Genomic DNA, 22375 nt, shown 5'->3' with positions numbered 1-22375 from the left:
CCAGTGTCCCGGCCCCGAACGGGCGGCGGACCGCACTACTGCGGACGTCGGCCGTCGGAGGTCCGCGGAGCGGAGTGGACCTCGTGCCAGTGCCGGGCCGATCGGACCAGGTCGTCGATCACGCGGAGGAGGAACCGGCTCGTGGTCGCCAGCCTGGCGCCGGCGGGGGTGGTGGCGCCGAGTTTTTCGGCCGCCTGCCCGCAGGCCTCGGCGATCTCGATCTGGTTGCGGGCGCCGGCCATGATCGACCGGAACGCCACGTCGTCGTCCACGACGTAGCGCTCGGCGCGGCTGCGGGGATCGCGTTCGCGCCTGACGAGTGCCTGCTCCTCCAGGTAGCCGATGGCTTTGGAGATCGACGCGGGGCTGACGTGCAGGCGTCGCACCAGTTCCGCGGACGTGAGGCTGCCGCTGTCGGTGGTGAACAGGGCGGCCAGGACCCTGGCCATCATGTTCGGCAGCCCGGCCCGCATCATCAGCGCCACGCTCTGCGCGTCCACCTCGTCCACGACCCGCGGGTCGCGCCCGCCGGGAGCGGCGCTCCCCGGTGGCGCGGCGCCACGCCGGCGCACCGGTCGGGCGCCGGCCCGGTGGGCCGCCTCGGCGCGGTAGCCGCGCGGGCCGCCGTTGCGCATCACCTCGCGGGTGACGGTGGAGGTCGGCCGCCCGATGCGGCGGCCGATCGCGGCGTAGGTCAGGTCCTCGCGCAGTGCCGCGGCGATCTGCTGCCGGTCCTGGAGGGTGAGTCGCTCACCGGGCATCGGCTGTCCTCCGCTGTCGGTGTTCGGCGGCAGCTTAGTGCAACGGGCCGTCGTTGCATTACCAGACAGTGCCCTTGCAACGAATCGAGCTATCTAGCAGCACAAACGTCATTGCGTTCCCGGAGATTGATTGACGATATCGTGTATGCAACGTAACTTTCGCCGCGTTGTGAACAGAATCGACGGGGGGAGTGGAACCCGATGACTGCCGATCCCGATCACCCGGCGATCGCGGCGAGGGCGATGCGCAAGGCGTACGGCGACCACGTGGTGCTCGACGGCGTCGACCTGGACGTCCCCGCGGGGTCGGTCTTCGCGTTGCTCGGCCCGAACGGCGCGGGCAAGACCACCGCGGTGCGGATCCTGTCGACGCTGATCCGCGCGGACGCGGGCGAGGTGCGGGTCGCCGGCCACGACGTGGTCCGCGAACCGGGGGCGGTGCGCGCCGCGATCGGCGTCACCGGCCAGTTCTCCGCGGTGGACGGCTTCCTCACCGGCGAGGAGAACCTGCTGTTGATGGCCGACCTGAACCACCTGCCCCGCCGGGAACGGCGGACGTGCGCGGCCGAGCTGCTGCGGCGGTTCGACCTGGTGGACGCGGCCCGCAAGCCCGCGGCGACGTACTCCGGGGGGCTGCGCCGCCGACTGGACCTCGCGATGACCCTGGTCGGCCGGCCGCGCGTGATCTTCCTCGACGAGCCGACCACCGGCCTGGACCCGCGCAGCCGCCGTGCCATGTGGGAGGTCATCCGCGGGCTGGTGGCCGACGAGGGCGTCACGGTCTTCCTCACCACCCAGTACCTCGAGGAGGCCGACCGCCTCGCCGACCGGGTCGCGGTGCTGCACCGGGGGAAGGTGGTGGGGGAGGGCTCCCCGGAGGAGCTGAAGCGGCAGGTCGGCGGCGGCCACGTCACGCTCCGGTTCGCCGACCGCGGCGGTTACGACCGCGCCGTCCGGACGCTGGACGCGGTGTCCCGCAACGACGAGGCGCGCACCCTGCAGGTCCCCGGCCGGGGCGACGTCCGGTCGCTGCGGGCCCTGCTGGACCGGCTCGACCACGCCTCGCTCGCGGTGGACGAGCTGCAAGTCCACACCCCCGACCTCGACGACGTCTTCTTCGCCCTGACGGGCAACCCGGTCACCGAGCAGGAGCCCGCCCGATGAGCACCCCGTCGCACGCCCTCGCCGACTCGGCCACCATGGTCCGCCGCCAGTTGCGGCACCTGCTGCGCTACCCGACGCTCGTCCTGACGGCCGCCGGCGTCCCGGTGGTCTTCCTGCTGCTGTTCGTCTACGTCCTCGGCGGCATCCTCGGGGCCGGGCTCGGCGGGGCGTCGGGCGGCCGGGACGCCTACGTGGACTACGTCGTGCCGGGCGTCATCCTGATGACCGCGGCGACCGCCGCCCAGGGCACCGCGATCTCCGTGGCCATCGACATGACCGAGGGCATCGTCGCCCGGTTCCGCACCATGGCGATCGCCCGCGTCTCGGTGCTCACCGGTCACGTGGTGGGCAGCCTGGTCCAGACCCTGCTGAGCATCGCCGCGGTCGTCGGCGTCGCGCTGCTCGTGGGCTTCGAGCCGACCGCGGGCCCCGGCGGGTGGCTCGGCGCGGTCGGCCTGCTCGTGCTGATCGTGCTCGCGCTGACCTGGCTGTCGGTCGCCCTGGCCATGGTCGCCAAGACGGTCGCCGGCGCCAGCACCATGCTGACACCGCTGATGGTCCTGCCCATGGTGGGCAGCGGTTTCGCGCCCACCGACTCGATGCCCGCCGGGCTGCGGTGGTTCGCCGAGTACCAGCCGTTCACCCCGTTCATCGAGACCCTGCGCGGGCTGCTGTTCGGCACGCCGATCGGCCACAGCGCGATCCTGGCCGTGGGGTGGTGCGCCCTGATCGCGGTGGGCGGCTACCTGTGGGCCCGCAGGCTCTACAACCGCGAACCCGCGGGGTGAACGCCGGTCGGCTCCGCGGCGTCCTGCCGACCGCCGGCGCCGCGGTTCCCGGCCCCTGTGCCACGCCCTCGCCCGAACCGCCGGTCCCGGGCGGGCTCGTCAGTCCACTGTGGAGTCGGGACCGGTGCGGCGGAACGACAGCGCGATCGCCCCGGCGAGCGCCATGAACGCCGCCACGACCCACATGCCCGCGCGGAAGTCCCCGGTCACGCCCTGAAGCCAGCCCGCGAGGTACGGGCCGGCGAACCCGGCCAGGTTGCCGAACGAGTTGATCAGCCCGATGCCGGCGGCCGCGCCGACACCCACCAGGAACGCGTTCGGCAACTGCCAGAACACCGGGATCGCGGCGAACACGCCGATCGCGCACACCGTGATGGCGGTCATCACCAGCAGCGGCGAGTCGAGGTACAGCGCGGCCGCGATCGCGACCGCGCCGACGAACGCGGCGACCGCGACGTGCCACGCCCGTTCGCCGGTGCGGTCGGAGTGCCGCGCCCACAGCACCATCGCGACCGCGGCGAACGCGTACGGCACCGCCGTGACGAGGCCGATCCCGGCCAGGCTCAGCGTGGTGTCGAACTGCCGCTCGAAGCCCTTGACCACCTGCGGCAGGAAGAACGCCAGCACGTACAGGCCGAACACGATGCCGAAGTAGACGACGCTGAGGGCCAGCACGCGCGGGTTGGTCAACGCCGACCTGACGCCGACCTCGCCGCCGACCTGCCGAGCGTCCTCCGCGTCGATCGCCGACTGGAGCGCGGTCCGCTCGTCCGGCGCCAGCCACCGGGCGTCGCGCGGCCGGTTCGGCAGCACGAAGAACACCGCGACGCCGAGCAGGACCGACGGCAGGCCCTCGACGAAGAACATGAAGCGCCACCCCGCGTCGAAGCCGAGCACGCCGTCGCCGTACTGCATGAGCAGCGTGGAGACCGGGCTGCCGAGCACCGACGACAGCGGCACGGCCAGGAAGAACAGGGCGACGATCTTCGCGCGCCGGGCGCGGGGGAACCAGTAGGTCAGGTACAGGACGATGCCGGGGAAGAACCCGGCCTCGGCCACCCCGAGCAGCACCCGGACCACGTAGAACCCGACCTCGTCCCGGATGAACGCGGTCGCCGACGCCACGATGCCCCAGGTCACCATGATCCGGGCGATCCAGACCCGCGCGCCCACCCGGTGCAGGATGATGTTGCTGGGCACCTCGAAGAGGAAGTACCCGATGAAGAACAGGCCCGCGCCGAGCCCGTAGGCCGCGGCGCTGATGCCGAGGTCGGCGTTCATCGTCAACGCCGCGAACCCGACGTTGACCCGGTCCAGGTAGTTGAGCAGGTACAGCAGGCCGAGGAACGGGACCAGGCGCACGGTGGCCTTGCGCACCGCGCGCGCCGCGGGCTCCTCGGTGGTGGGTGAACGCCGCTCCACATCTCCCCCAGGTCGGTCGTCACGGGCCGCGCACCCGACCGTAGGGGGTGCGCGGCCCGCACGGCCAGATCACCGGCCGGCCGGTCGCGGCCGGAAATGCGCCACCCGGCGGCGGCGCGGCGTTCCGACAATTCCGGGGCACGGTCCGCCCGATCACATCCGTGAATCCGACCCCGATTCGTTCACGGCTGTGAAATTTATTGTCCGCCGCGCGGCCGTGCGCAATGCTGCTGGCACCGCCGCCCGGTAGCGCCGTTCACGGATCCGACGCGCGAGTGCGCGCACCGGTGAATGGGACGGCGCCACCGGACCTTCGACGACGCAGGAGACGGAATGAATCGATCAGTCGCACGGCGGGCGCCCGCGGTGGTGGCCGCGGTGGTCCTCGCGGCCTCGACCGGGGCGGTCCTGGGCGCCACGCCGGCCTCGGCGGCCGGCACGGCGACCGGGTACGCGTCGCAGAACGGCGGGACCACCGGCGGTCAGGGCGGGGCGACGGTCCGGGCCACCACCGGCACGCAGATCCACCAGGCCCTGTGCAGCCGGGCCAGCAGCTCGACGCCGATCACCATTCAGGTCGAGGGCACCATCAACCACGGCAACACCGCCAAGGTCTCGGGCGACAGCTGCGACACCAACTCCGGTGTCATCGAGCTGAAGCGGATCAGCAACGTCACGATCATCGGCGTCGGGGCCGGGGCGGTGTTCGACCAGATCGGCATCCACATCCGCGAGTCCCGCAACATCATCATCCGCAACGTGACCGTGCGGAACGTCAAGAAGTCGGGGTCGCCCACGTCCAACGGCGGCGACGCCATCGGGATGGAGAAGAACGTCCGCAACGTCTGGGTGGACCACGTCAACCTGCTCGCGTCGGGCGGCGAGTCCGAGGGCTACGACGGGTTGTTCGACATGAAGGACAACACCCAGTACGTGACCCTGTCCTACAGCACGTTGCGCAACTCCGGTCGCGGCGGCCTGGTCGGGTCCAGCGAGAGCGACCTGTCGAACGGCTTCATCACCTACCACCACAACCTGTACCAGAACATCGACTCCCGCGCGCCGCTGCTGCGGGGCGGGATCGCGCACATCTACAACAACCACTACGTGAGCCTCAACGAATCCGGCATCAATTCCCGGGCCGGGGCCAAGGCGAGGGTGGACAACAACTACTTCAAGAACTCGAAGGACGTCCTCGGCACGTTCTACACCGACGAGGCCGGGTACTGGCAGGTCGGCGGGAACATCTTCGACAACGTGACCTGGTCGCCCCGCGACAGCGAGACCAACCCCGCCGGTCCGGACGTCAAGTCGACCACCAGCGTCACCGTGCCGTACGGGTTCACGCTCGACCGGGCCGAGTGCGTGCCGAACATCGTGAGTCGGACGGCGGGCGCGAACACGGGCCTGCGGGAGTCCGACGGCTCCTGCTGACCGAGCCCGGACGGGCCGCTCGCGGGGGCGGCCCGTCCGGACCGGACCCGGCTCCGCCGCAGGTAGCGACCATGTCGTGTGGACGGTCGCGTAGGATGCCGCCATGGGGCACGATGGCGGGGCGACGTCGCTGAGCGCCGCGCTCGCCCTGCGGGCCGAGCTGCTCGGCCCGGCGCGGACCAGGGTCCTCACCGAGGCCGAGCTGAGCCACGCCGGCCGGGTCTTCCACGGCCGCCCCGAGGGGCTGTCCCTGTACGGGGTCGCGGCGCCGTCGATGGTGGGCAGGGGCCTCCGGCTGCTGGGGCGGACGGCGATCGAGTGCAGCGTGGACGACCACTGCGCGCCGTTCGCCGAGGCGCTCGCCGAGTGCCTGGCCCACGAGCCGGACCTGACGCCCGGCTACGTCGCCGACCTGTTCTGCGGCTCCGGCAACGTCGGCTTCCACCTGCGCGCCCGGCTGGGCCTGCCGGTGTTCGCGGCCGAGCTGGACCCGGCCGTGCACGCCGCCACCCGGCACAACTTCCGCGTCCTGGGCATCGACGTCGACCTGCGCCACGCCGACTACCGCGAGCTGCTGGCCTGCCTGCCGCCGCCCCGGGCGGGCGACGTCGTCGTGGTGGAGCCGCCCTGGGGGGCGGCGCTGACCCCGTCCGGCCTGGACGTGGCGGCGACCGAGCCGCCGGTGCCCGGCATCCTGGCCGACATCCGCGCCGCGCGTGCCGGCGTGCCGTGCCTGGTCGCCCTGCAGGTGATCGTCGTCGGGGCGGACGACACGACGACCCGGCCGTCGCTGCGGCGGTGCTTCGCCGGCGCCCGGCACCTGCTCGCGGTCCCCGCGCCGGCCTCGTTCGCGACCGGGGCGACCGTGGAGTTCCACGTCTACGCCGTGTCCTGAGCCGGGTCCGGGAAGGCCAACGGGGTGGTCGTCGGCGTGACGGTCACCTCGCCGCGGCGCAGGCGCAGGGTCAGCGGCGCGTTCGCGGGCAGCGCGCGGCGCAGCGAGTCCGGGATGTAGTCCATGGTGGCGATGCGGTCGGCGTAGTCGACGAACCGGTGGCAGCCCACGGCCGCCACGTCGGGGGAGCGGGGCGCGCGGAGCACGTCCGCCAGGGTGAACCCGCCCGCGCCGTCGCCCTGGACGACCTCGACGCTGGACAGGTGCCGCACCACGACCCGCTCCGGGAACCACCGGCACGCGAAGTGCCGGTACAGCACGTACTCCGACGCCCCGGTCCACCGCGACCGGTCGCGGGAGGCGAGGAACGCGCGCCAGAACGGCACGCCGTGCGCCTGCTCGACCCGTCGCACCAACTCGGCCAGCACCCGACGTTCGAACACCACGTGGTGGTGCATCCCGCTGAAGCCGTCGACCGCGCGCCACCCGGGCACCAACCGCGAGGCCGCGCGCAGGGCCGCGTGCCGGACCGCGCCGGACGCGCCCCCGCCGGGGACCCAGCGCAGCGGGTAGCCCGCGGGCACCAGCGCCCGGCCGTGCCGGTCCGCGAACGCCAGGTCGGCGACGAACGCCACGTCGGCGTCGGCGACCAGGACGTGGTCGGCCGCCACGCCGGGCAGCGCGAAGCAGCCGAGCTTGAGCAGCTGCTGGAAGTACCACGTGGCGTTGCCGTGCGGCGAGCCGGTGTCGCGCAGCACCGCCTCGACCTCCGCCACGCCCGGCCGCACCAGCGACTCGTCCACCCACCGGACCCGCGGGTCGGCGAACCGGGGCGGCGTGGCGGCCACGACGTGCACCGCGCGGATCGGGTTGCGGCAGTGGCGCAGCAACGACTCCACCGCCGTCGCCGCGTCGGCCACGTCCTTGGGCGCGACGGGCACCACGACGTCCAGCTCCGGCAGCCCCACGCCCGCCGACGTCACCCCCATGGCTCGATTGTGGGGGAGTCGCGGCGGGCGCGCACACCAGTTCGGGGGTCCCCTCCGACGGCCGTCCGCCCACGTCGTGTTCCGGCGCTGATCGAACCTGTGCGGGTCGTTTGCCCCCGCGTGCGCCGGGTAGTCGGACGGCGACGGGAGTGGTTCCGTTCCGCGACGCGACGGGAGTCGACATGTCCAGACCCGACACAGCGACGTCACGCACACCGGTCCAACTGGCCGCCACGGTGGTGGCCGCGGTGTTCCTGGTGGTCGGCATCGCCGGGTTCATCCCCGGGCTGACCACCGACTACGACACGCTCCGGTTCGCGGGTCACGAGTCCCAGGCCATGTTGCTGGGCGTGTTCGCCGTCTCGATCCTGCACAACATCGTGCACCTGTTGTTCGGCGTGGTCGGCCTGGCGATGGCCAGGACCGCCCGCAAGGCGTTCCTGTACCTGGTCGCCGGCGGCGTGATCTACCTGGTGCTGTGGTTGTACGGGCTCATCGTCGACCACGGCAGCGCGGCGAACTTCGTGCCCGTCAACACGGCCGACAACTGGCTGCACCTCGTGCTCGGCCTGGGCATGGTCGCCTTGGGCTTCGCCCTGGGGCGTTCCACCCGACCGGGTGACGTGCCGCGCACCGGGTGACGTGAGGCGGCGGTCGGCGTGGATTCGGACCTCGACGGCTTCGACGACACGCCGACCCGCGGCCTCGAGCGGTACGTGGGCGCCGTCGCGGCGGCCCTGGGCGTGACCGGGGGGTGCTGGCGCACCGACCCCGGTCCACCCGCGACGGCGCGCCTGGCCGTGGCCCGGCCCCTGCCCGCGTTCCCCGACCGGGACTTCACCCTGCTGTGGGACGAGGAGTACGGCTGGGCCGCCGCCGTGCGCGCCGACTCCGACGATCCGCCGGTGGTGATCACCTACCTGGGCGGCGACGTGCTGCCGCCGGCGCCCGCCGTGGCCGCCTACGTGGCGGCACTGCGCCAGGGCACCCACCCGGGCGATCCGAGGCCGATCCGGCTCCGCACGTACGGCACACCGGACGACCTGGTCGACCGCCTCTGCGCCTACGCGCCGTGAACGCTTCCCGTCGCGCCCTGCGGTGCGCCGGGTCCTCAGCGCACCGCGCCCGCGCCACACCGTGGAGCGACAGCCCATGCGCTTGCTCGGGGTCGAGCCCGGCGGCCTCCGCACGGGCCGATCGCGGCCGGGCGCACTCCCGAGTGGACCGTGGTGCGGGGCCGCCATGCCTTCGCCGTGCACGGCCCGACCTCCGGCACGTGCCGTGCGCACCCCGCGCGTGCCGGCACCGCCCGAAGCCGCTCCACCGCGCCTCGGACCGGTCGCCGCGGCTCAGGCGATCAGGGTGCGGCAGGCGTTGAGGATGATCCCCTCGGCGCTGGTCGAGGTCGGCGTGGCGGAGCCGACCGGCGAGGCCTTGAGCGGCGCGGGCCAGGCGTAGATCTGGCTGGACGTGAAGGGGCCGGAGACCGTGTTGTCGTCGGTCCAGCCGGCCTCGTAGCCGCCGTGCACCGCGCCGCCCGCCCACAGCACCTCGTCGCCGGGGACGTACGCCTCGCACTCGTTGACGTACCCCATGACCCAGAGGTGGTCGCCGGTGAACGCCTCCTTGATCTTCACCGGGTACGAGCTGAGCACCTCGTGCGCGAGGCCGAGGATCGTCAGGCCGCCGAGCTTCCAGCACTGGAGCGACATCGGCACCGAGGTCGGCAGCGCGTTGGCGTCGATCAGGCCGACCATCACCGACGCGTGCCGGCGGGCCGGGTCGCCCGCGGGCAGCGCGGTGATCCGGGCCTGGTACTTCGCGCGGAGCTGGGAGCGGACGGTCGCGTTGGCCGTGACGACCGAGAAGGGGAGCTGGACCTCGGTCAGCCGGCTCCCGACGGGGCCGGTGACCTCGGTGAACGAGGCCGGGTCCAGGATCCGGTTGAGCACGGCGACCGCCACGGTGCGGCCGTGTTCGCGCACCCGCTCGTCGTCGAGGTGGTCCACCGGGTCGATGTCGCCGCAGCACCCCTGGAAGAACAGGGCGGGGCAGCCGAAGACCGCCTCCAGCAGTTCGGCGGCGAACCCCGGGTAGTCGCTGTCGAAGACGTTGTCCAGGCCGCGGGCCACCGGGTGGCAGGCGTAGCCGAACAGGATCGCGAGCGGCGAGTCGTCCACCCGGCGCAGCACCAGGACCGGCACGTCGGTGGGCACGGTGGGCCGGCCGATGCGGTTGTACCCGATGACCGCCTGCGATTCGCTGTAGTGCAGCGTCACGTCGGTGCGCGGCATCGCGAGCGTGTCCCGCACCAGTTGCACGATCGCGTCGCGGATGACCGCGACCGTGCCGTTGATCGCGTCCTTGTCCGCCTGGGTGAGGCCCATCAGGATGAACGGGTCGATCCGGGTGTCGCTCATCTGCGGGCCGGAGTGCGTGTGGCTCGACGCGATCAGGAAATCGGCCGGCGCCACGCCCAGCGCGGCGACGGCGGTGCGGATCGCCTGCACGAGGTTGCGCTGCATGCCGACGACGTCGGCCCGGACCAGGACGTTCGGCGTGCCGTCGTCCCAGATCACCACGCAGTGGGCGCGCAGGTTCCGGGCGATCGTGCCGTTGTTGAACCGGGGCGCCCAGCCGTAGCCCCCCATCCAGGTGCTCGGGAACCCCGGTGGCACCGGCGTGATCACGACCGAACCCGCGGCGGCTTGGAACATGGTCATTCCCCCATTCCCGACCGGCGTCGGCGGTGACGCCATTGGTGTGGAGGAGTGGCGGAAATCGACCGGAAGACGTGCTCCACCGGACTGTGACGAGCCGGTTATCCCGTCGTCACCACCAATTCGGCGATGGCGCGATCGACATTCCGGGAATGTCGGGGCTCGTGGGGAATTCCGCGCGGTCGTGGATCCGCGGCGTGGGGGCCTGGCCCGGCGCACCGACAAGGAAACTTGTCAGGACAGTGGAAGTTGTCTAGGGTGGGGCGCGACGACGACCGAACGGAGCACGCCATGTCCTTCCAGGCATACCTCGACGCCATCGAGACGAAGACCGGCAAGACGCCGGCCGAGCTGCTGGCCGAGGCGAGCGCCCGCGGCTACGACGCGACCACCAGGGCCGGTGTGGTCCTCGACTGGCTCAAGACCGACTACGACCTCGGCCGCGGGCACGGGATGGCGTTGTTCCACGTGCTCAAGAACGGCGTCGGGATCAGCGCCAAGCACGTCGGCACGGGCGGGGCGCACCGGGACGAGTCCACGACGCTGCGCATCGACGGCCTGGCCCACCGCCGGTGACCGGCCGGCCGGGCGCTCCGCCCGGCCGTCACTGCCTGGGCGGCGGCGGGTGCCCCTCCGAGGTGACCACAGGACCGGCGGGGTGGGGAGCCGCCGCACTCGTCCGCCCGGCGCAACGGCCCGCGGTGCCGGGAGCGACCGGACTTCGCCCGTAGTGTTGACCAACGCTCGCGCGCCTCGGCAGACTTGCGCGGTGATCGGTGGGGACTTAGCCGGAGAGCGGATCCTCGCCGCGGCCCCACCAGACCTCCTGACCTCGTCATGCAGGGCTCGGACAGGTGTGCGGCAGGGTGGCCCGAGCGGCCGTGGTCGGTTGGCGCCCTGACGGCGCCCGACCGCGTGCACGGCCCCGGCGGCCTTGCGGGACCTCTACAAGGAGAGCATCTCGTGGGTAGTTCGTTGCGTTGCACGGTTATCGTCCCCACCTACAACCGCAGGCGGTTGCTCGAGCTGACGCTCGACTGCCTCGTCAAGCAGGACCTGCACCCCGACCGGTTCGAGGTGCTGGTCGTCGACGACGGCTCCAGCGACGACACCGCGGCGGCGGTGCGGGCCTACGAGGACCGGCTCGACCTGCGGTACTTCTACCAGCCCGACGAGGGCTACCGCGTGGCCCGGGCGCGCAACATCGGCATCCGCAACGCCACCGGCGAGATCTACGTCTCGGTCGACTCCGGGGTGCTGCTGCACTCGCGGAGCCTGAGCGCGCACGTCGCCGCCCACGAGGCGTCCCCCGAACCGTTGGCGCTGAACGGGTACGTGTACTGCTTCAACCTCGACAACGAGGACGCCCGGCTCATCCGCGAGTTCGTCGACCTGGACGACGTCGACTCGACCATCGAGGCGATGGCGCGCACCAACGCCTGGCCGGACGTGCGGGACCCGTTCTACGCCCGGTACTCCGACGACTTCGGCCACCTGCCCGCGCCGTGGCTGATGTACTGGACCTGCCACGCGTCGGCCCGCACCGAGCAGGTGCGCTCGATCGGCATGTACGACGAGGCGTTCACGCAGTGGGGCGGCGAGGACCTCGACCTGGCCTACCGGTTACACCTCGACGGGGCCCGGTTCGCGGTGAGCCGCGAGGCGTCCTCCATCCACTACCCGCACGAGAAGGACCACGTCGAGAACGTCAAGTCCGCTTTGGAGAACTACCGCTACATCGTGGACAAGTACCGGACGCCGATCATCCGGCTGCTCACCGAGGAGCCCCCCGTGCGCTTCGCGGCGTTCAACGACGTGATCGAGGAACGCGGTCTGCCCCGCTGCGCCGACTACCTGACAGCCGGGTAGACCGGTGGCCGGCATGGGTTTGCGCGCTCGGGTCGGCGTCGCCCGGGAGCAGGTGGCCGCACGACGGGACATCGCCCGGCTGCTCCCGCGCGCGGGCGGCCCCCTGGTCGCCTCCCTGGCCGCGGTCGAGCTGGTGCTGGGGTGCCTCCCGGTCGTGTTCACCGTGGCGACGGCGGTGGTGCTCGGACGCGTGCCGGCGGCCGTGGCGGCGGGGTCGGGCTCGGCCGAGTGGACGTCGCTGGTCGCGGTGTTCGGCGTCGCGGCGGTCGCGTTCGTCGCCCGGCAGCTCCTCTCCCCGGTGGAACGGGCGCTGGGCGAACTGGTGGCACGTCGGGTCGACGGCCGGGTGTTCGACGAGCTGATGGCCGCGTCGCTGCGCAGCCCCGGCCTCGGCCCGCTGGAGGACCAGCGGGCGCTCGACGCGCTGCGGGCCGCGGCGCGCGAGGTGGAGTTCGGCGTGCAGAGCCCCGGCCGGGCGGCCGCCGGCCTGCTCGCGCTGATCGCCCGCTACACCGAGCTGACCGGCTGCGCGGTCGCGGTGGGGGTGGTGTTCTCCTGGCCGGCGGCGGTGGCGCTCGTCGTGGTGGTCCTGCTGTTCCGCCACGGCCAGCGCGGCGGGCTGCGCCGGTACGCCCGGACCCGGTCCCGGCTGGCCGCCGAGCAGCGCGAGATCGACTACCTGCGCGACCTGGCCGGCGGCGCGGCCGCGGGCAAGGAGATCCGGGTCTTCGGCCTGGCGGGCTGGCTGCGGGACCGCCTGCGCGAGGCGTACCTCCGCTTCCTGGAACCGCTGTGGGTCGAGCGCCGCCGCGTCTACCTGTGGCCGTTCGTCCGGTACTCCGTCGTGGGGCTCGTGGTGACGGGCGTGGTGTTCGCCGTGGTCGGCGCGACCGCGGACCGGCTGACGCTCACCGGGTTCGTGCTGACGGCGACGGCCGCGCTCGCCCTGCTGCGGCTGGCCGAGCACTACCCGGAGGCCGACCTGCCGACCGCGATCGGCATGAGGGCCTACGACTCGGTGCGCCGGTTCGCCGAGCACGTCGAGGCGCACGAGGAGCCGGCCGGGACCGTGCGGCGGACCGCGGCGCCCGAGCCCTCCGGCGCGATCCGGTTCGAGCGGGTCTCGTTCCGCTACCCCGGCCAACGGCGGGTGGTGTTCGACGGCCTGGACCTGACGATCCCGGTCGGCCGCTGCACGGCCGTCGTCGGCGTCAACGGCGCGGGCAAGACCACCCTGGTGAAGCTGCTGGCCAGGCTCTACGAGCCGACGGCGGGCCGGATCACGCTGGACGGCGTGGACATCCGCGAGTTCGGGGTGGACGAGTGGCGCGCCCGGCTCAGCGTGATCTTCCAGGACTTCGTGCGGTACGAGTCGTCCGTCGCGGACAACGTCGGGCTCGGCGCCGTGGACCGGTTGGCCGACCGGGCGACGATCCGCGAGGTCGTGGACTCGGTGGGGCTCGGCGAGGCGGTGGCCCGGTTGCCGCGCGGCCTGGACACGCCGCTGGCGCGGCACCTCACCGACGGCGCGGAGCTGTCCGGCGGCCAGTGGCAGCGCGTCGCGCTGGCGCGGGCGTTGTTCGCGCTGCGCCACGGCGCGCGGGTCGTGGTGCTGGACGAGCCCACGGCGAGCCTGGACGTGCGCGCGGAGGCCGGGTTCTTCGAGGAGTTCGCCGGCCTGGCCGCGGGCGCGACGACGCTGCTGATCTCGCACCGGTTCTCCACCGTGCGGCACGCCGACCTCATCGTGGTGCTGGAGCACGGGCGGGTCGTCGAGCAGGGCGGCCACGCGGACCTGCTGGCCCGCGACGGGCGGTACGCGGAGCTGTTCCGGCTCCAGGCGGACCGGTTCGCCGACCCGGCGGACGTGGTGGACGCGGTCGAAGGGGCGGCCCGGTGAAGGTCCTCCTGACCGGCGCGTGGACCATGATCGCCACGGCGTGGCGGCTGAACCCGCGCAAGACGGCGTCGGCCGTCGTGCTGATGACCGCCGGGGCCGTGGCCGCCCCGCTGCTCGCGGCCGCGCTCGGGTGGATGACCCGTGAGGTCGTCGCGGGGGCGTCGGGTCCGGCGGTGCTGGCCGGCGTGGTCGTCGCCGTGCTGGCGCTGATGGTGCTGGCCCTCGGGCACTTCGCGCACCTCGCCTACTACGAGCTGGCGGAGCTGGCCGAGCTGGACTTCGACGAGCGCGTGATCGCGGTGTCGAACGGCTCGGCCGGCATCGAGCACCACGAGCGGGCCGAGCACGCCGACACGTGGACCGTGCTGCGGCAGGAGGGCAGGCAGTTCCGCACGGGCCTGGAAGCGCTGCTCAACGGTGTCGGGCTCGTGCTCGCCGCGGCGCTCACCGCCGTCCTGCTGGCCGGGCAGAACCCGTGGCTGCTGTTGCTGCCGGTCGCGGCGGCGCCGCCCCTGCTCGCCGGTCGGGCGGCCGAGCGGGTGCTCGACCGGGCCAGGACGGCGACCGCCGAGCCGACCAGGACCGCGCTGAACCTGTTCCACCTGGCCACGTCCGCGCGCCTGGCCGGCGAGCTGCGGGTGTCGCGGGTCCAGGACGAGCTGCGGTCCCGGCACGCCCGGCTGTGGGACCAGGCCACCCGGGGACTGTGGCGGGCACACCTGGCCGCGACCGGCATCCGCGCGGCCGGGCAGGTGGTGTTCGCCCTCGCCTACGTCGCGGGTGTGCTGCTCGTGGTGCGCGACGCGATCGCCGGTCGGCGCGGGGTGGGCGACGTGGTGCTGGTGATCGTGCTCGCCGCCCAGGTCAACCAGCAGGTCGCCACGGCGGTCACGCTGATGCAGGACCTCCAGCGGATGGCGGGCGCGTACCGCCGGCTCACCGAGGTCGCCGCGTCGGTGGCCCCGGTCGACCCGGTCGCGGCCGGGGGCCCGCCGCCGCGCCGGCTGCGCGACGGGATCCGGTTCGACGGGGTGGCGTTCACCTACCCGGGCACGGACGTGCCCGTGCTGCGCGGGGTGGACCTGCACCTCCCGGCGGGCGCCGCGGTCGCGATCGTCGGCGAGAACGGCGCGGGCAAGTCGACGCTGGTCAAGCTGCTGTGCGGGTTCTACCGGCCGACCGCCGGGCGCATCCTGGTCGACGGGCAGGACCTGAGCGGCACGCCGGTCGACCGGTGGCGCGCGCGGATCGCGGCCGGGTTCCAGGACTTCGTGCGGTACGAGTTCACGGCGCAGCACGTGGTCGGCCTCGGCGACCTGCCGAGGCTGTCGTCGGAGCCGGCCGTGCGCGCGGCGCTGGACCGCGCCAACGCCGCCGGGCTGCCCGCCGACCTGCCCGACGGCCTGCGCACCCGGCTCGGCAAGAGCTACGCCGACGGCGCGGAGCTGTCCGGCGGCCAGTGGCAGAAGCTCGCGCTGGGCCGCGCCATGATGCGGGAGGCGCCGCTGCTCCTGGTGCTGGACGAGCCGGCGTCGGCGCTGGACCCCGAGGCGGAGCACGTGTTGTTCGAGCGGTACGCCGAGCACGCCCGGCGGGTGGCCCGCGCGACCGGGGGCATCACCGTGTTCGTGTCGCACCGGTTCTCCACGGTCCGCATGGCCGACCTGATCCTCGTGGTCAAGGACGGCCGGGTGGTGGAGTCCGGCGACCACGCCTCGCTCACCGCCGCGGGCGGCCTGTACGCGGAGCTGTTCGCGCTCCAGGCCCGGGCGTACCGCTGAGGTGCGTCGGCGCACACAAACGTTCGGTGACAGCGTTTCTCACCCAGACGGATCAATTGACCACTAAAGTGACCGACGTGTCGCCGGGCCGACGACTTCTCGTGCTGTTCACCGCCGCCGTGCTCGTGGGTACTGCTACGGGCTGTGACGACCCGGTGGCGAACGGTGCGGTCGACCCGACCCCGGAGGCCAGCGCTTCCACCACCGCGTCCGCCCGGCCCGAGCAGGCGCCTCCGCCACCGCCCGAGAAGATCGCGCTCGCGGTCGACGAGCCACGGCAGAGCGCCGGCGTCGTGGTGCGGGGCGGCGGTGACGCGCCGTACAACTACGCGCCGTCCGTGCTGGACGAGGGCGGCCGGTTCCGCGTCTGGTGGTGCAGCCAGCTGGGCAGCGCGCCACCGGGCGGCGACGACATCCTGCACAGCGAGGGGCCGACGCTCGACGGGCCGTTCAGCGCGCCGGTCCCGGTGCTGTCCGGCAGCACCGGCGGGTTCGACGCGATGCACGTGTGCGACCCGTCGGTGATCCGCGTGGGCGGCACCTACTACCTGTACTACACGGCCGCGGAGCGCGACAACCTCCCCAACGGCAGCGCGATCGGCGTCGCGACGAGCCAGGACGGCATCTCCTGGACGCGGGCGAACGAGGGCCGGCCGATCGTCGTGCCGTCCCACGACGTGCTGCGGGAGAACACCTACGGCGCGGGGCAGCAGTCCGTCGTGCACGTGGACGGCTGGTTCTACCTGATGTTCACCGACACCACGGGCCGCGCGGCCCAGCCGAACGGCGCAGGCCAGTTCGTGCTGCGCTCGCGCGACCCGCTGTTCGCCCGCGACGTGGAGGCGCTGGGCGAGGCGGGGATGGCGCCGGCGCCCGCGACGAACCGCCCGCGCACCCGGTCCGTGGTCGAGGCGTTCAGCGCGGACCTGATGTGGGTGGACGCCGTGTCGGCGTTCGCGATCGCCCACTCGACCGACGCGGGGACCACGATCACGTTCTGGGACAAGGACTTCACCCGGCACCCGTTCGACCCGGTGCTGATCCCCGGCCCGTGGAAGGAGGGGCCGGGGCTGGTGCGCACCGCCGAGGGCCACGCGCCGGTCCACCCGGCGGACCCGTGCGGCCGGGTGTCGCTGGACGTGCTGCGCGCCACCGCGATCGGCGCGGCGGGCGCGCCGACGGACATCGCGCGCTTCGGCCTCGACGTGGTGGGCGCGCGGGGCTGTCGGACGCAGGCCCAGGTCAGCGCGCTGGACCGGTACGCCGTGCCGTCGCCGGAGAACACCGCCGACGTGGTGGTCGGCGGCGAGGTGGTCCGGTTCGAGCGCCTGTCGGTGGCCGAGAAGTTCGCCCGCCGCGTGCTGTCGCGCCGGCCCGCCGGGGTGGACTCGTTGCCGGTCGCGGTCCGCGTGCCCGCCGGCGCGCGGGCGGTGCGCGGCCCGGACGGCGCGGTCGGCCTGCTGCTGGACGGCACGCTGTGGGTCGTCGGCTCGGCCGAGGTGGCGGCGGCGAACTCGTCCCCGATCACGGACGTGACCGCCGCGCAGTGGGCCGGGTACCGCAAGCGGCCGGAACTCGTCGCGCGCTGATCCGCCGCCGGCGCTCCCGCGCCGGGCCGGTATTTTCCCGCTGCCGGGTCACGTCGAGGGGGAGGGCCGCCGGGTGACGGTGACGGACGAGGAGCCGCCGGGAACGCGCGGCACGGCGTGGCGCGGGTGGGCCGACGGCCTGCTGCCCGAGCCGGCCCCGGTGGCGGCGTCACGGGCGCGGACCGCGACGGGTTACGCCCTGGGGTTCGCCGCCGCGGTGGCGTTCCTCCTGCTGACCCCGGCGGGCCGGGCGCGGCTGGACCACCTGTGGGCCGAGGACGGCGCGCGGTTCGCGCTGGACGCGGTCACGGCGTCGCCGTGGTCGAACCTGGTGGACCCCTACGGCGGCTACCTGCACACGCTGCCCCGGCTGGTGGCCGAGCTGGTCGCCCTGCTCCCGCTGGAGTGGACGGCCGCGGGGTTCGCGGTCTCGGCGGCCGTGCTGCGCGCCGCGGTCGCGCTGATCTCGTTCGCGGCATCGAGGGCGTACCTGCGCTCGACGCCGCTGCGGTTCGCCTTGGCGGCGCTGGTGGTCGTGCTGCCGGCGGGCAACTCCGAGCCGCTGAACAACATGACGAACCTGCACTGGTTCCTGCTCTACGGCGCGTTCTGGGCGTTGCTGTGGCGGGACGCGCCGCGCGTGCCGGTCGCGGTGTTCGTGTTCCTCACCGCCGTGTCGAGCCCGTTGGTGTTCGTGCTGGTCCCCGTGGCGCTGGTGCGGCTCGCCCGGCCGCGCCGGGAGGTGCCCGTCGCGTTCCTGGCGGGGGTGGTGGCGCAGGGCCTGGTGATGCCGTTCGCGCAGCGGACGCCGTACTCGCACGACCTGGTCGACCCGGCGCAGGTGGCGCTGGCGAGCCTGCTGCGGGTGCCGGTGGTGGCGTTCACCGGGTCGGAGCAGGTCGCCCGGATCTACCCGGAGCACGGCAACCTGCCGATCCTGGCCGCGCTGGTGCTCGCCGCCGTGCCGGTCGCGGCGGGTCTGCGGTGGGGCGACCGGGCGGGCCGGTTGCTGGTGCTGTTCTCGGTGGCGTGCAGCGCGCTCCTCATCGTCGTGTCGCTGACCGCCAACTGGAGCGCGGTCCTCCAGGTGCAGCACCCGCTGGTGGTGATGGCCGCGCAGCGCTACAGCATCGCGCCGTGCCTGTTCCTGTTCGTCGCGATCGCCGTCGGCCTGGACGCCGTGCCCGCCCGGCGGTGGGAGCGCTGGTCGGTCGCGGCCGGTCGCGCGGTGATCGGGCTCGTCGTGGCCGCGAGCGTCGTGCTGCACCTGCGCGAGGGAGCGGCGGTGCTGACCGGTGTCCCGTGGGGCGACAGCGTGGCGGACGCGCGGGCGCAGTGCGCCGCCGGCGGTCCGGTCGGCCGGTTCGCGCACGAGCCGGGGGACTGGTTCTTCGAACTGCCGTGCCGGCACGTCCTGCCGGTGGACGGCCCTGCCGCACGCGGCTCGTCGGCCGATTGACGTCCCGTCCCGGCACACGACACTGGAGTGCGACCGGTGACGGTCGGGATGTCCACCACGGCGGTGTGTCGGAGGGGTCGGTCATGCGGGGTGTGCGCGCGTTCTCCCGGTTGGCGTTGAGCGGATTACTGGCGGTTCCCCTGCTGACCGCGGTCGCCGGCCCGGCGTCCGCGTCCGTCGGCACGGCCCGCACGACCGTCTACTCGACGGTGGCGTACTGCGTGCAGGCTTCGGCCTCGATCGACACCTTCACCGGCGGCTTCTCCGGCAACCTGGGCTACGGCAACGCCTACCTGGTCGCCCGCGACATCAACGGCGCGTGCAACCGGGCCACGACCGGCAACGGCCGCGCCCGGGTGGACGTGCAGGTGTGGAACGGGTCGGCGTGGCAGTTCTGCCGGGGTTCGGACTGGGCCTACGGGTCGTTCGGCTGGTCGAGCGGCGAGTTCGGCGGGCCCTACGGACCGGCGCGGATCCTGGACTACGGCGGCGCGTCGTGCGGCGCGGGCTACTACCGGGCCGTGGCCACCGCCGAGTACAGCACCGGCGGGGGCTGGGTCGGCGGCAGCATCGCCTCGCCGTACCTGTGGGTCGGCTGATCCCCGCGCAGCGCCGACGGGCGCGGATGCGCTCCTGCCGACCGCAGATGAGCGACGAAGTGGGCACGCCGCGACGCACCCGCCACCCGGCGATCCGCGCCCGAACCGCCTGCCGCACCGGGCGGCGCGCCGACGCTCCCCGCCGGATCTGCCGACCGCGACCGAACCGCCCCGGGCCGCACCGGCGGTACGGCTAACGCCCGGCGGTCGTCTTCGGCAGCAGCCGCCGTTCACCGCCCGCCACCGCGAACAGCGGCGCACGCGGTCGGCCGCCGGCGCACGGCACGGCCAGCAGGTCGCCCGCGCGCACATCGGCCGGCAGCGACACCCGCGTCGCCTCGCCGAACGGCCCGACCACCGCGTGGTCCCGCGCCACGGCGGACGACGGCCGGGCCAGCACCCGCATGACCGGCCCCACCGGACCGTCGACCTCCACCGCGCCCGCCCGCACCGAGCGCACCCGGCCCACGCCCACCACCGCCCGCACGAGCAGGGAACGCCCCGGCTCCACGGTGAGCCGGGGCGGCGGGACGCGGTGCGTCAGCGCCTCGCCGTTGACCGCCACGCGCAGCCGGGTGGCCAGCCCGGTCAGGTCGAACGCGCCCGCCTCGCCGGCGACGACCTCGACCACGACCTCGTCCAGCTCCACCCCGTGCTCGTGCCGCAGCCGCGCGACCAGCCGCACGACGTCCCGCGCGCACCGCTCGGCCGCGGGCACGTCGCCGGACAGCCGGTACCGCAGGCCGTGCCCGCGCAGCCCCGGCGCGTCGGCGACCACCAGCCCCTCCTCGGCGCACCACCGCAGCACGTCCGGCCACGGCAGTTCCGCCGGCGACACCACCACCCGCGGCAGCACGCGCGCGTACGCGCCGGACACGCGCCGCACCTCCTGCTCGCTCACCACGTGCACGGGCGTGCCGAACGCGCCCGCCAGGCCCGCCAGGGCGACCCCGCCGACCACCACGTCACCGGTGGGGGAGACGTGGGCGTCGGCGGGCCACCGGCCGTCCTCCAGCCTGGCCCGCGCGAGGCCGCCCAGGCTGGGCAGCAGCTCGACGAGCGTCACGCCGCGGCCTCGACCTGCTCGACCGGCGTCGAGGCGCGCCCGCGCGGCGGCAGGGTCAGCGCCAGCACGGCCAGGGACAGCACCGTGTTGGTGCTCGACGTGACCAGCACGACCCAGTCCAGCGCGAGGATGCCGAACACCATCCACATGGCGTTGCAGAACGCGCTGAGCCACCACCGCGGCCGGGACACCCCGCGCACGTCGAAGTCGCCCCGGGCGCGCTGCCGGATCAGGGACACGACCTGCGCGCCGATGGCGAAGATGGTGGAGGCGCCCACCACCGACCCCACCGCCGTGCCGCCCGCCAGCAGGCCGATCAGCGCGAGCCCGCCCAACGTCACCACCAGCAGCGGCAGCCACTGGCGGGCCGCCAGCTGACCCAGCCGCACGTGGCCCGCCAGCACCGCGACCGACGCGGTGAGCGCGATGGCGTTGGTGACGATCTGCGCCGGGCTCTGCGTCCACAACCCGTACGCGGTCCACCCGACGCCGTAGAACACCGCCAGCACGCCCGCGGACGGCGACAGGCCCTGGAACTTCCGGCCCACCCACAGCCGCCACGCCTGCGGCCACGCCACGGCGGCGCCGATCGTGCCGCCGATCCAGCCGAAGATCTCCGCGACTACCATCTGTCCCCACATCCGTCTCGAAATCGGGTGCTCAACGCCGGACCTTGAGCAGGCGGTCGTCCGCCGCCGCCTCGTCCGCCAACGCCTGGCACGTCTCGCTCCACCGGCGCGGCGTGGTCCGACCGGCCAGCAGCTCGCGGATCGCCACCCCCATGGCCAGGTACATGTCCAGGTACCGGATGAAGAAGTGGAAGTGCAGCGTGTCGTCGCCGGCCTCGGCCAGCGCCGCGCTCGCCGACCGGAAACCCGGGTTGCCCCCGACCCCGGCCGACCCGTCCACCACGCTGTTGAACGCCCCCGTGCGCTCGGCGAACCCGCGCGAGATCCGCCGCGACAGCATGATCCGCAGCAGTTCCAGCCCGCCCCGCGGGTTCGCCGCGTCGGCCGGCACGAAGAACGGTTCGGCGGCGATGGCCAGGACCGCGCGGCGGGGCAGCGCGTCGGTCGCGGTGAGGCTCGGCGTCGGCGACATCGCCAGGTCGAAGTCGGGCGGGGTCTCGGCGGCCATCTCGTTCTCCAGCCACGAGCCGCACGGCAGGAACGCCGCCTCGCCGCGCAGCCACCGCCGCTGCGCGTCCAGGTGCGTGATCGGCTCGTCGTTGCCCGCCAGGTAACCGCGCCGGGCCAGGTCGTGGAACGCCTCGGCGGCCGCGACCACCGCGTCGGCCCGCCACGCGCCGGGTTCGAGGTTGTCGATGTCGACCAGCACCTGCCGGCCGCCGGTCTTGGCGGCCATGGCCAGGATCGGGTACATGAAGTAGGCCGGGTACATGCTCTGGTAGATCCACGGCGTCACGCCCGCGCCCCGGATCTCCGCGCACAGCGCGAGCATCTCGTCCCACGTGGTGGGGTCGGGCCAGCCGTGCCGGTCGAACAGCGCGCGGCTGCGCCAGATGCCGTAGACGTTGTAGCCGTAGTTGAGCGTGTAGCAGGCGTCGCCGTAGGCGCCGGCCTCGACCGTGCCGGGGCGCAGGGTGTCCCGCACGGGCCGGTCCGGGTCGTCGAAGCTCGGCGCGTCCAGCAGCGGCGCGAGGTCGAGCAGTTGCCGCCGGGCGGCGAGCCCGCCGATGTCGAGCGTGAACCGGCCCGCCGAGCTGACCAGGTCGGGCGGGTTCCCGTCGGCGAAGCGGCCGGCCAGCCGGCCCTTGACGTCCTGCACGCCCTCGTGCCGGACCGGCGCGGCCGGGAACCGCTCCCGGTACCGCGCCTCGGCGGAGATGACGTAGTCGTCGCCGTACCCGCCCTTGTGCACGACGACGTCGAGCGGCTGGTCGGCCGCGACCTCGAACGGGTTGTCCATCGCCTTCCCC

General features: G+C 73.8%; 20 protein-coding genes. 13 read left to right on the top strand and 7 right to left on the bottom strand.

Annotation, left to right across the window (positions count from 1 at the left end; genetic code table 11):
• Positions 1 to 35: 35 nt before the first annotated feature.
• Entirely contained in the window at positions 36 to 761 is a 726-nt protein-coding gene (locus ACWEFJ_RS16380) for a helix-turn-helix domain-containing protein (RefSeq protein ID WP_449714202.1), read from the bottom strand.
• A gap of 201 nt (positions 762 to 962) precedes the next feature.
• Between ACWEFJ_RS16380 and ACWEFJ_RS16375 the strand changes: the two genes are divergently transcribed.
• Positions 963 to 1925 (top strand): ATP-binding cassette domain-containing protein, encoded by a 963-nt coding sequence (locus ACWEFJ_RS16375; protein WP_449714201.1) that lies wholly within the window; start codon positions 963 to 965, stop codon positions 1923 to 1925.
• Positions 1922 to 2713: an ABC transporter permease gene (locus ACWEFJ_RS16370; protein WP_449714200.1), complete on the top strand. Its 792-nt coding sequence runs from the start codon at positions 1922 to 1924 to the stop codon at positions 2711 to 2713. The genes ACWEFJ_RS16375 and ACWEFJ_RS16370 overlap by 4 nt, the downstream gene beginning before the upstream one ends.
• A 99-nt stretch (positions 2714 to 2812) precedes the next feature.
• On the opposite strand, the gene ACWEFJ_RS16365 is transcribed toward ACWEFJ_RS16370, so the two are convergent.
• Complete coding sequence (locus tag ACWEFJ_RS16365; protein ID WP_449714199.1) at positions 2813 to 4135, bottom strand: MFS transporter; 1323 nt, start codon at positions 4133 to 4135, stop codon at positions 2813 to 2815.
• A 333-nt stretch (positions 4136 to 4468) separates the two neighbouring features.
• Here ACWEFJ_RS16365 and ACWEFJ_RS16360 point away from each other — a divergent pair, with 333 nt between their 5' ends.
• Both ACWEFJ_RS16360 and ACWEFJ_RS16355 read left to right on the top strand, forming a co-directional pair.
• A complete protein-coding gene (locus tag ACWEFJ_RS16360; RefSeq protein WP_449714198.1) occupies positions 4469 to 5569 on the top strand; it encodes a pectate lyase family protein in 1101 nt (366 codons plus the stop codon).
• Between the two features lie 103 nt (positions 5570 to 5672).
• Entirely contained in the window at positions 5673 to 6464 is a 792-nt protein-coding gene (locus tag ACWEFJ_RS16355; RefSeq protein WP_449714197.1) for an RsmD family RNA methyltransferase, read from the top strand.
• Here the strand turns inward: ACWEFJ_RS16355 and ACWEFJ_RS16350 are convergent.
• Positions 6449 to 7453 (bottom strand): DUF6492 family protein, encoded by a 1005-nt coding sequence (locus tag ACWEFJ_RS16350; protein ID WP_449714196.1) that lies wholly within the window; start codon positions 7451 to 7453, stop codon positions 6449 to 6451. The genes ACWEFJ_RS16355 and ACWEFJ_RS16350 overlap by 16 nt on opposite strands.
• 182 nt (positions 7454 to 7635) lie before the next feature.
• Here ACWEFJ_RS16350 and ACWEFJ_RS16345 point away from each other — a divergent pair, with 182 nt between their 5' ends.
• On the top strand, positions 7636 to 8094 hold the full coding sequence (locus ACWEFJ_RS16345) for a DUF4383 domain-containing protein (protein ID WP_449714195.1): 459 nt from the start codon (positions 7636 to 7638) through the stop codon (positions 8092 to 8094).
• Between the two features lie 18 nt (positions 8095 to 8112).
• Positions 8113 to 8529, top strand: coding sequence for a DUF6292 family protein (locus ACWEFJ_RS16340; RefSeq protein ID WP_449714194.1), 417 nt, complete (start codon positions 8113 to 8115; stop codon positions 8527 to 8529).
• A 273-nt stretch (positions 8530 to 8802) separates the two neighbouring features.
• Here ACWEFJ_RS16340 and ACWEFJ_RS16335 read toward each other — a convergent pair whose 3' ends face one another.
• Complete coding sequence (locus ACWEFJ_RS16335; RefSeq protein WP_449714193.1) at positions 8803 to 10176, bottom strand: hypothetical protein; 1374 nt, start codon at positions 10174 to 10176, stop codon at positions 8803 to 8805.
• A 288-nt stretch (positions 10177 to 10464) separates the two neighbouring features.
• On the opposite strand from ACWEFJ_RS16335, the gene ACWEFJ_RS16330 reads away from it, so the two are divergent.
• From ACWEFJ_RS16330 to ACWEFJ_RS16300, 7 genes are all read left to right on the top strand, one after another.
• Positions 10465 to 10749 (top strand): DUF4287 domain-containing protein, encoded by a 285-nt coding sequence (locus ACWEFJ_RS16330; protein ID WP_378090058.1) that lies wholly within the window; start codon positions 10465 to 10467, stop codon positions 10747 to 10749.
• Positions 10750 to 11088: 339 nt separating this feature from the next.
• Positions 11089 to 12042 (top strand): glycosyltransferase, encoded by a 954-nt coding sequence (locus ACWEFJ_RS16325; RefSeq protein WP_449714192.1) that lies wholly within the window; start codon positions 11089 to 11091, stop codon positions 12040 to 12042.
• A 13-nt stretch (positions 12043 to 12055) separates the two neighbouring features.
• Positions 12056 to 13942, top strand: coding sequence for an ABC transporter ATP-binding protein (locus ACWEFJ_RS16320; protein WP_378090065.1), 1887 nt, complete (start codon positions 12056 to 12058; stop codon positions 13940 to 13942).
• On the top strand, positions 13939 to 15723 hold the full coding sequence (locus ACWEFJ_RS16315; protein ID WP_449714191.1) for an ABC transporter ATP-binding protein: 1785 nt from the start codon (positions 13939 to 13941) through the stop codon (positions 15721 to 15723). Before ACWEFJ_RS16320 ends, ACWEFJ_RS16315 begins: the two co-directional genes overlap by 4 nt.
• 56 nt (positions 15724 to 15779) lie before the next feature.
• Entirely contained in the window at positions 15780 to 17312 is a 1533-nt protein-coding gene (locus ACWEFJ_RS16310; protein WP_449714190.1) for a beta-xylosidase, read from the top strand.
• Between the two features lie 73 nt (positions 17313 to 17385).
• Positions 17386 to 18771, top strand: coding sequence for a hypothetical protein (locus tag ACWEFJ_RS16305; protein WP_449714189.1), 1386 nt, complete (start codon positions 17386 to 17388; stop codon positions 18769 to 18771).
• Between the two features lie 83 nt (positions 18772 to 18854).
• Positions 18855 to 19370 carry a hypothetical protein gene (locus tag ACWEFJ_RS16300; protein WP_449714188.1) on the top strand — a complete coding sequence of 172 codons (516 nt, stop codon included), beginning with the start codon at positions 18855 to 18857 and terminating at the stop codon, positions 19368 to 19370.
• A 193-nt stretch (positions 19371 to 19563) separates the two neighbouring features.
• Here the strand turns inward: ACWEFJ_RS16300 and ACWEFJ_RS16295 are convergent, their stop codons facing one another.
• Genes ACWEFJ_RS16295 through ngcE form a run of 3 tightly spaced genes read right to left on the bottom strand, consistent with a single transcriptional unit; the run spans position 19564 to position 22365 of the window.
• On the bottom strand, positions 19564 to 20436 hold the full coding sequence (locus ACWEFJ_RS16295) for a hypothetical protein (RefSeq protein WP_449714187.1): 873 nt from the start codon (positions 20434 to 20436) through the stop codon (positions 19564 to 19566).
• Positions 20433 to 21065 (bottom strand): hypothetical protein, encoded by a 633-nt coding sequence (locus tag ACWEFJ_RS16290; RefSeq protein ID WP_449714186.1) that lies wholly within the window; start codon positions 21063 to 21065, stop codon positions 20433 to 20435. The genes ACWEFJ_RS16295 and ACWEFJ_RS16290 overlap by 4 nt, the downstream gene beginning before the upstream one ends.
• A gap of 31 nt (positions 21066 to 21096) precedes the next feature.
• Positions 21097 to 22365 carry an N-acetylglucosamine/diacetylchitobiose ABC transporter substrate-binding protein gene (ngcE, locus tag ACWEFJ_RS16285; RefSeq protein ID WP_449714185.1) on the bottom strand — a complete coding sequence of 423 codons (1269 nt, stop codon included), beginning with the start codon at positions 22363 to 22365 and terminating at the stop codon, positions 21097 to 21099.
• Positions 22366 to 22375 lie beyond the last annotated feature (10 nt).

Source organism: Actinosynnema sp. NPDC004786, assembly GCF_053601135.1.
The sequence above is the reverse complement of the archived record's forward strand: the minus strand, read 5'-3'. Positions and strand labels throughout refer to the sequence as shown.